The sequence below is a fragment of the Bacillus haikouensis genome (genome assembly GCF_013179555.1).
In the GTDB taxonomy this organism is placed as follows: domain Bacteria; phylum Bacillota; class Bacilli; order Bacillales; family Bacillaceae_B; genus Rossellomorea; species Rossellomorea haikouensis_A.
The window spans coordinates 1-8,917 of sequence record NZ_JABMCR010000181.1 but is presented as its reverse complement, the minus strand read 5'-3'; the positions used below and the strand labels follow the sequence as shown (position 1 = coordinate 8,917).

Annotated in this window: 6 protein-coding genes; all 6 read right to left on the bottom strand. The window is 43.8% G+C overall.

The window, feature by feature from the left end; translation table 11 throughout:
• Positions 1-592 precede the first annotated feature (592 nt).
• The 6 genes from mfd to glmU all read right to left on the bottom strand — a co-directional run bounded on the left by mfd (position 593) and on the right by glmU (position 8,675).
• Entirely contained in the window at positions 593-4,129 is a 3,537-nt protein-coding gene (mfd, locus tag HP456_RS16060) for a transcription-repair coupling factor (RefSeq protein ID WP_172252904.1), read from the bottom strand.
• 175 nt (positions 4,130-4,304) lie between these two features.
• Positions 4,305-4,535, bottom strand: a complete 231-nt coding sequence (gene fin, locus HP456_RS16055) for an anti-sigma-F factor Fin (RefSeq protein WP_172252902.1) — start codon at positions 4,533-4,535, stop codon at positions 4,305-4,307.
• 243 nt (positions 4,536-4,778) lie between these two features.
• Complete coding sequence (gene pth / locus HP456_RS16050; RefSeq protein WP_172252900.1) at positions 4,779-5,336, bottom strand: aminoacyl-tRNA hydrolase; 558 nt, start codon at positions 5,334-5,336, stop codon at positions 4,779-4,781.
• Positions 5,337-5,419: 83 nt separating this feature from the next.
• Positions 5,420-6,073 carry a 50S ribosomal protein L25/general stress protein Ctc gene (locus HP456_RS16045; protein ID WP_172252898.1) on the bottom strand — a complete coding sequence of 218 codons (654 nt, stop codon included), beginning with the start codon at positions 6,071-6,073 and terminating at the stop codon, positions 5,420-5,422.
• 254 nt (positions 6,074-6,327) lie between these two features.
• Positions 6,328-7,287 (bottom strand): ribose-phosphate diphosphokinase, encoded by a 960-nt coding sequence (locus tag HP456_RS16040; protein WP_172252896.1) that lies wholly within the window; start codon positions 7,285-7,287, stop codon positions 6,328-6,330.
• A 14-nt stretch (positions 7,288-7,301) separates the two neighbouring features.
• Positions 7,302-8,675 (bottom strand): bifunctional UDP-N-acetylglucosamine diphosphorylase/glucosamine-1-phosphate N-acetyltransferase GlmU, encoded by a 1,374-nt coding sequence (gene glmU / locus HP456_RS16035; RefSeq protein ID WP_172252894.1) that lies wholly within the window; start codon positions 8,673-8,675, stop codon positions 7,302-7,304.
• Positions 8,676-8,917: the final 242 nt, after the last annotated feature.

Below are 8,917 nucleotides of genomic sequence, written 5' to 3'. Positions count from 1 at the left end.
TGTAATTTCACTAAAATGCTAGTGCAGGTTACTTTTTCCAAAGTTGGCAGCTGCATTAATACTAATACCCTTATCATAGTAAAATAAACCAGCAAACGCGTTTACAGTTGAGTTACAAGATTATAACGAATATTAGGATGAAATGTCGAAAACCATCTTTATGTAACGAAAATGAGGGCATAAATGAACGCGATTACTAAATTGTTTGGATCCCCCCTGAACACCGCGGCTGATTTACGTGCAAGACTTCGCTTTTCGAGGGTGACCCGTGAGCCTCCTCGTCGCAATACGCTCCTGTGGGTAGAAAAGCGGAGGGGCTTTGCTCAGAGGCGGGTGGCATAAGGCGAATCGGCCACGAAGGCGTTCTTTGCCTTCTTGGACGAGTTGACTTATGACAAGTTCCTCTAAGCCCCGGAGCTGGACAGGACTCACATTAGCCACTTCTCCCGAGGGAGTCTTCGTCTTGCACTCCAATCAACCGCTGGACAGTAGATATACATAACGTGTATCACAAAACTCATTCTAAAATCAGATGAATTATGACTGCTTCCCTCTCATTTGTTTCTTGATCAAAACTATTAGGAGGCTATAATCAAGACACGTGATTCTCCGTTTTTACCGCTGTATCCAGGTTCTTAATGATGTCATATGCCATATGGAACCATTTTGATGTTTCGAGACGCATCGTGTTGATGGATATCTTCAATTTAGACCCTTCCATTCCAAGTCCTACAGCGCGGCCGTGTTTATTGCACAAATCGAATACCTTGGAACCGTCAATCCGGTTGGTTCCTTCTGGAGACATATAGATATTGACCACCTTCTGCTCCTGTTTGATCACTTCAAGATCCGTATTCTTGGCAAAGATCTTCATCTCGGTAATGAGATATAGATACTCCACTTCTTCAGGATATTCACCAAATCGGTCAAGCATTTCTTCCCTCAATTCTTCAATTTCAGGCAGGGAGGAAAGGGATCGGAATCGTTTGTACATCTCAATCTTCTGATGCCCATCCTTAATATAGGTATCCGGAATATAAGCATCCACCTCAATATCCACTTCAAAAGTGGACTCAGGCTTCTTAGGGATATCCCCCTTCCGCTCTTCAATCGCTTCTTTAAGCATTTGTGAGTAGAGATCAAACCCTACGGAATCGATGAAGCCATGCTGCTGTGCACCGAGCAGGTTACCCGCACCGCGTATTGTCAAGTCCCTCATCGCAATCTTGAATCCTGATCCGAGCTCCGTGAATTCTTTGATGGACTGGAGACGTTTCTCCGCCACTTCCGTCAGTACTTTGTCCTTCCGGTACGTAAAGTAGGAATACGCCACGCGGTTCGAGCGCCCCACCCGGCCTCTCAGCTGATACAGCTGCGACAAGCCCATACGGTCTGCATCAAATACGATGAGTGTATTGACGTTCGGGATATCGACACCCGTTTCGATGATGGTCGTTGTCACAAGTACATCATACTCACCTGCAAGGAAGCTTAAGATCACTGATTCCAGCTCACCCTCACTCATTTGTCCGTGAGCATAAGCAATTCTTGCATCAGGGACGAGCATCGAAATTTCATCCGCTTTACGCTCGATATCCTCCACTCGGTTATATAGAAAATAAACCTGGCCATTACGCGCCATTTCCCGTTCAATCGCCTCTTTGATCAGCGGGCCATTATATTCCATGACATACGTCTGTACTGGAAAGCGGTTCTCCGGCGGTGTTTCGATGACAGACAAATCCCTAACCCCAAGCATAGACATGTGCAAGGTGCGGGGAATCGGGGTAGCTGTCAAGGTCAACACATCGATATTCGTTTTAAGTTGTTTTATTTTCTCTTTGTGAGTCACACCAAATCGCTGTTCTTCATCGATTATCAGCAGTCCGATATCGCGGTATTCAATGTCCTTGGATAAAAGGCGGTGCGTACCTACGACGATATCAACCGTTCCTGTTTTCAGTCCTTTGATCGTTTCCAGCTGCTGCTTTCTTGTCCTGAAGCGGCTTAACAAGCCAATCTCGATCGGAAAGTCCTGAAACCGTTCCTTGATGGTTTCATAATGCTGCTGGGCTAAAATGGTGGTCGGTACCAGGAAAGCAACCTGCTTACCGTCTGCAATCGCTTTAAAAGCAGCGCGGATCGCGACTTCAGTCTTCCCGTATCCTACGTCTCCGCACAACAATCGATCCATAGGCCGTTCTTTTTCCATATCATGCTTGATTTCATGAATCGACCTTAATTGGTCATCCGTTTCCTCATAAGGAAAGGCTGTTTCGAAATCACGCTGCATATCACCATCGGGGGAAAAGGCATAACCCCTTGCAGCTTCACGCTCGGCATAAAGTTTGATGAGATCGTCAGCAATATCCTGAACGGAAGATTGAACCTTGGATTTAACCTTCTTCCATTCAGTTCCGCCCAGTTTATAAAGCTTTGGTTCTTTACTCTCTGAACCGACATACTTCTGCACAAGATCGATCTGTTCAACCGGAATATACAGTTTATCGCTGCCTTGATATTTGACGTGAAGATAATCTTTATGGACCCCGTTGATTTCCAACGTTTCCAGCCCTAAATATTTTCCGATCCCGTGATTGACGTGCACCACGTAATCTCCGACTTTCAACTCAGAGTAACTCTTTATTCTTTCAGCATTTGAAAGTTTTTGCCTTCTTGGTTTCTTTTTTTGAGTTCTTTTATTGAACAACTCTTCTTCAGTGATGACGGCAAGTTTCTGCATTGGAAGTTCAAATCCATTCGTAAGGCTTCCATTGATCATTTGAACCTTGCCATTTAATAACTTGGAACCATCTTCGACAAATGCAATCTCGATTTCATAGTCATCAAGTACACGCTGCAACTTCTTCACACGTTCCTCATCAGGTCCAAGCAGAATAACGGTATATTTTCCTTTCTTCCAGCGGTCAAGCTCTGCCTTCAACACATTCATCTGTCCATGGAAATTCTGCATCGGTTTAGCTGAGACATTGAAAATGTTTTGAGGGCTCGTATTCGGTATATGACGCAGAAACAAGGAGAAATAAACCTTAGGCAGCTTCGTATTGGCTGTCAAGGATGGGAAGTTATGAGAAACGGAAAGTTCGTGTATAATTTGTCCATCCTGCAGGAGGGATGTATACCACTCTGCTTCTTCCCTCTCCAGGGATTCACTCATCTCCAGGATCCTGCTGTATTCATCAAAGAAAATTACGCTGTCACCGGGCAGATAATCTAGCAAACTACTAGGCGTCTCATAGGCAAGGGAGAGATACTTGAATATCTGCTCAGGAATCTGACCATTCTCAAGCTGCGCGATTTCATGCCCAATATACTCTGTGAGCTTTTCTTTCACACTGTCTGCCTTTATCTTTTTTAGGCTTCTCGACATGCCCTCTTCAATTTTCTGGATTAAGCTCCCCATGTCTTCGTAATTCATCAAGACTTCTGATGCCGGTCCGACTTCGATGTTCTTCAGCTTATCGATGGACCGTTGATCATCCACCGAAAATGTACGGATTGAATCGATTTCCGTATCAAACAATTCAATCCGTACAGGATTAGGAAGAGTCAACGGGTAGATATCGACAATCCCCCCTCGAAGACTGAACTCCCCCGGGGTACTCACCATTCCGGTTCGCTGATAACCCATTTGAACCAATTGATTCAAGACATCGTCGAGGTCGATATCTTCTCCATACGTAAATGTGATTTGATTCTTTTCCCACTGTTGTTTAGGAGGAAGTATTTTTCTTAACCCTGCTACGGGTACAATATAAACACCTTTTTTATTTTTTGACAGCTGATTCAATACTTCTATCCGTTGTGACCGCAGTTCCGGGCTTGCCACACTCAATTCCGCTGCGATCAGTTCATTAGCGGGATACAGATAGACTTCATCTTCGGATAGAAATTGAGTCAGATCTTCGTATATTTTTTGTGCCTGAAACAGATTATGGGTAACCACCACAGTGGATTTAGTTGTTTCAAGATAAACATCCGCTATATAAGCAGTACGTGAAGAGCCAGACAGACCTGCTACAAGTTGTTCAGATAATTGTTCTTCAACTCCGATTATAAGGGATTGAAGTTCTTCGCTTTGGTGAATTTGTTTTAAAATACCTTTCAAGTTTACGCTCCTTCCCGTGATTCTTTCTATCTATCGGTTCAATATCTCACAAACTCTATCCATTTAGACCTGATTAAACAACGAATAAGACTGTTTAATCGGGCTTGTATATATAAACAGAAAAATGCTTTGGTTCTTCTACCAAAGCGTTGTTGCCAAATAATGATATAAACTCTTACTGAATGATATAATCCAATCCATGATAATCCGGATTTCTCTCCAGACTTTCCTGACAATCTTCACAAATTGTGCGAACACGGATATCACCATTATGTTGGTACTCAACCATATGTATACGTTCCTCCTCAGTCAGTTTGTGGATGCCCAGCTGTTCTGAGTGAACCGACACATCGGAAATCGTCCCTACATTCGTACCACAATGCCGGCAATGATAGTGGATAGCCAATTGATATCCCTCCAATTACATTTATACGTTTAGTATGAACGGAATAGAAGGGACTTATTCAGTTGGCATTTTGTTTTTCGATTCTAATCACCGCTATTGATTTCCGTGCAAGACTCCGCTTTCCGCGGGCGGTTGGTGAGCCGCCTCTGTCGTACCTCCCTGCGGGGTCTCACCTAACACGCTTCTCCCGCAGGAGTCTGCGTCTTGCACTCCAATCAACCGCTGGAACGGATGTTACAAAGTTTAATTAAACCTATTCATTACTTCGATAAAAGGTTTATCAAGCCAACTTTTACATGCTTCGACTGAGTCATTGATGACTTTATCCAGTTCTGCCTGTTCTTCTTTGTTGAATTTACCCAACACATAATCAGGTACACTCATACCGTTTGCGGGCCGGTCGATGCCGACCCTTATCCGGTTAAAGTTCTGTGTGCCTAAATGAGCAATCGTGGACTTGATGCCGTTATGGCCGCCAGCGCTTCCCTTCTGACGCAATCGTATCTTTCCTACAGGCAAGTCCAGATCATCATAGATGACAAGCAGGTTATCTTCATCTATATCAAAATAGTCCATTAACGGAACGATGCTTTCCCCGGAAAGATTCATATATGTAAGGGGCTTTAACAGAACGATCTTCTCACCCTTATAGTGATACGTTCCGAAGACTCCTTTAAACTTTGATTGATTCAGGGATAAACCGAGCCGTTCTGCAAGTGCATCCACGATGACAAACCCAATATTATGCCTGGTTTTTTCGTATTGTGACCCCGGATTTCCGAGTCCGACGATTAATTTCATTCTTCCACCTCATTCTTACCTGTTACTACTAGAATAAACGTAAAAAGCGCAACCTGCAAAAGGTTACGCTAAAAAAGGGAAGATTATTCTTCGGAAGACTTACTTTCTTCACTCGCTTCGGTTTCTCTTCCTTCTTCGTTCTCAGGAACACCAGCTTCCTGTTCTTCACCGGTTGAAATCTCTTCTTCCTGTCTTGGAGCAAGGATGGAAGCGATCGTGCGGTCATCTTCCTCGTTCAGTGTCACGCTGTATTTATCACGTATATCCGCAATCGTTACGGTATCACCGACTTGAAGCTCTGAAATATCCACTTCGATTGATTCTGGGATATCTGAAGGCTTCGCTGTAACGGAGACTTCATGAAGGGGCTGCTGTAAAACTCCGCCGTCCTTCACTCCCGCAGCCTCTCCTGTAAGCTCGATACGGACGTCTGCATCCATTTCCTGAGACATGTTAACCGCAAGGAAATCAACGTGCGTAATTTCATCCTTAATATGATCCTGTTGATAGTCACTTAAGACGACATTTTGTTTGTTTCCGTTGATGTCTAAAGAAATGATTCCGTTTCTTCCTACTTCCCGGATCGTCTTGATAAAGGTAATCGCGTCAATCGCAATCGGTGTATTTTCTGTTTTATAGCCATAGACAACGCCCGGGATATTTCCACTGTGTCTAAGGTTCGTTAAAGTCGATCGTTTAAAATCATCTCTCGTTTTTGCTTTTAATTCTGTTGCCATGTTCAATCCAACACCTTCCCTAATCTTTTAAATTGAGTCGAGTTTCTATATATAGTAATTACCCTATTCGTATTGGGAATAAACATGTGAATTGGAATTTTCAGTCCATCAATTGAAGGATGGCGGTACTTAGGGGTCAAGACTCGGGGTCGTAGGAACGAAAGGCCGTCTAAATTAACCCGACTCAATAAAAAGAACCTGTCCTCCCATTTTGAGAGGACAGGTTCTTTATTGCACAAACACCAATATTAATTCTAATCAAATAATGTACTTACAGATTTTTGTTCGAATACTCGGATGATTGCTTCACTGATGAGTTTCGCCACAGAAAGCTGTTTGATCTTACCAATCATTTTTTCTTCCGGCAGCGCGATCGTATTCAATACGACTAACTCTGCGATATTGGAATTCTCGATACGCTCGATCGCAGGACCTGAAAGAACAGGATGCGTACAGCAGGCAAACACTTCTTTCGCTCCGTTTTCAATCAATGCATTTGAAGCTAGTGTGATGGTACCGGCAGTATCGATGATATCGTCGATTAAGATTGCTACTTTGCCATCAATATTACCTACAATGTTCATCACTTCTGCCACATTCGGTTTCGGACGGCGTTTATCGATGATTGCAATCGGCGCTTTCAGGCGCTCTGCAAGTTTACGTGCTCTTGTCACACCGCCGTGGTCTGGAGATACAATGACGATGTCCTCGTTTTTAAAGCCTTTTTCCTGGAAGTATTCTGCCAGGATCGGAACACCCATTAAGTGATCAATCAGGATGTCGAAGAAACCTTGTATTTGAGGAGCGTGCAGATCTAAGGTGATGACGCGTGTCGCTCCCGCAGTTTCCAATAGATTCGCAACAAGTTTGGCCGTGATCGGCTCACGTGCTCTTGCTTTACGGTCCTGGCGGGCATAACCGTAATAAGGCATCACGATTGTGATCGTTTTAGCCGATGCACGCTTCAGTGCGTCTACCATGATCAACAGTTCCATCAGGTTTTCATTAACAGGCTGTGAAGTGGACTGAATAACGAAAACATCACAGCCGCGGATACTTTCTTCAATATTAATCTGTATTTCGCCATCACTGAATCGTTTAACAGAAGACTTACCAAGTTCGACGCCCACTTCATCTGCGATTTCTTTAGCGAGTTCATGGTTCGAATTAAGAGAGAATACTTTCAACTTAGAATTAATATAAGAGTTTGGCATGGTGGACCTCCAGTTTATTTCTTGTGATTAAGGTTTTGCACATAATTTTCTTTATTGACCTGGCGAGCCCTTGCAATTGATAGGGACCCTCCGGGAACATCCTCGGTAATCGTTGAACCTGCTGCAATATATGCTCCTTTTCCAACTTTCACAGGAGCTACCAAATTGGAATTGCAACCAACGAACACTCCATCTTCAATCTTTGTAAGATGCTTATTCTTACCGTCATAGTTGACCGTAATCGATCCGCATCCAATATTGACGTCGCTTCCTACCTCGGCATCACCGATATAACTCAAGTGAGAAGCTTTGCTTCCTTTCCCGAATGAAGCTTTCTTGATTTCTACGAAGTTCCCGATTTTCACTTCATCCGCAATACTTGAATCAGGACGAATATGAGCGAACGGGCCAATCTGTACATCTGAGCCGATTGAACTGTCATGGGCAACGGATTGCTTCACAACCGTGCGATCACCGATTGAAGAATCCTTCACTTCGGTATTTGGTCCGATGATCGAGTCCTCACCAATGGAAGAATCTCCTTTAATCACTGTGCCGGGAAGAATGACAGTGTCCCTGCCGATTGACACGCCGGCATCAATATACGTGTTAGACGGATCCTGAATCGTCACCCCATTCCGCATATGCTGCTCATTTATACGCTTTTTCATTGTCGTTTCAGCCTGGGAAAGTGCCACACGGTCATTTACACCGAGTGTCTCATCAAAGTCGCCCGTTTGATAAGCGCTGACAACCTCACCTTCCGTTTGAAGGATTTCAATCACGTCCGGCAGGTAATACTCACCCTGTACATTATCGTTTGATACCTTTTTGAGCGTATTGAATAATGCTTTATTATCAAAGCAATACGTACCTGTATTGATCTCTTTCACTTTTCTTTCTTCTTCTGACGCATCTTTATGTTCTACAATGCGCTCCACGAGGCTTGATTCGTTACGGATGATCCTTCCGTAGCCATCAGGTGATTCTGTGTGTCCAGTCAGGATGGTTGCTTTGGCACCTTGTTCCTCATGGTGCTTCACAAGCGCTTCCATTGTTTCCCCTTTGATAAGGGGGGTGTCCCCGCACACAACCAGTGTCGTACCATCCAATCCACCCAGTACATCTTCTGACTGCATGACGGCGTGAGCAGTACCCAGCTGTTCTTCTTGAAGGGCGAAATCACTCTTGCCTTCCAAGTAAGATTTCACAAGTTCGGCACCGTGACCGATAATCGTGACAGTCTTCTCTATATTTAATGTTGAAATTTGGTCGACCACATGTTCCACCATCGGCTTACCGCACACAGGATGAAGAACTTTATATAACTTCGATTTCATTCTTGTACCCTGTCCGGCAGCTAATATAACGGCATATCGTTTTGTCATTTTTGGTCCTCCAATAACCTTTTTATCCATAACGAATATATCCTAAAAACTCTTTCATTTCAAGGATAGAGAAAAATATACATATATTTGTCAAGTAATAGATTCTGTTTGAGTTTGAAGTATAAAAGTTTAGTCAGGATTTAATGAAAATTTGCTTTGAATGCCGCTATTTGATTTCCGTGCAAGACTCCGCTTTCCGCGGACGGGCGGGGGAGCCTCGGCGCATTTGCGCCTGCGGGGTC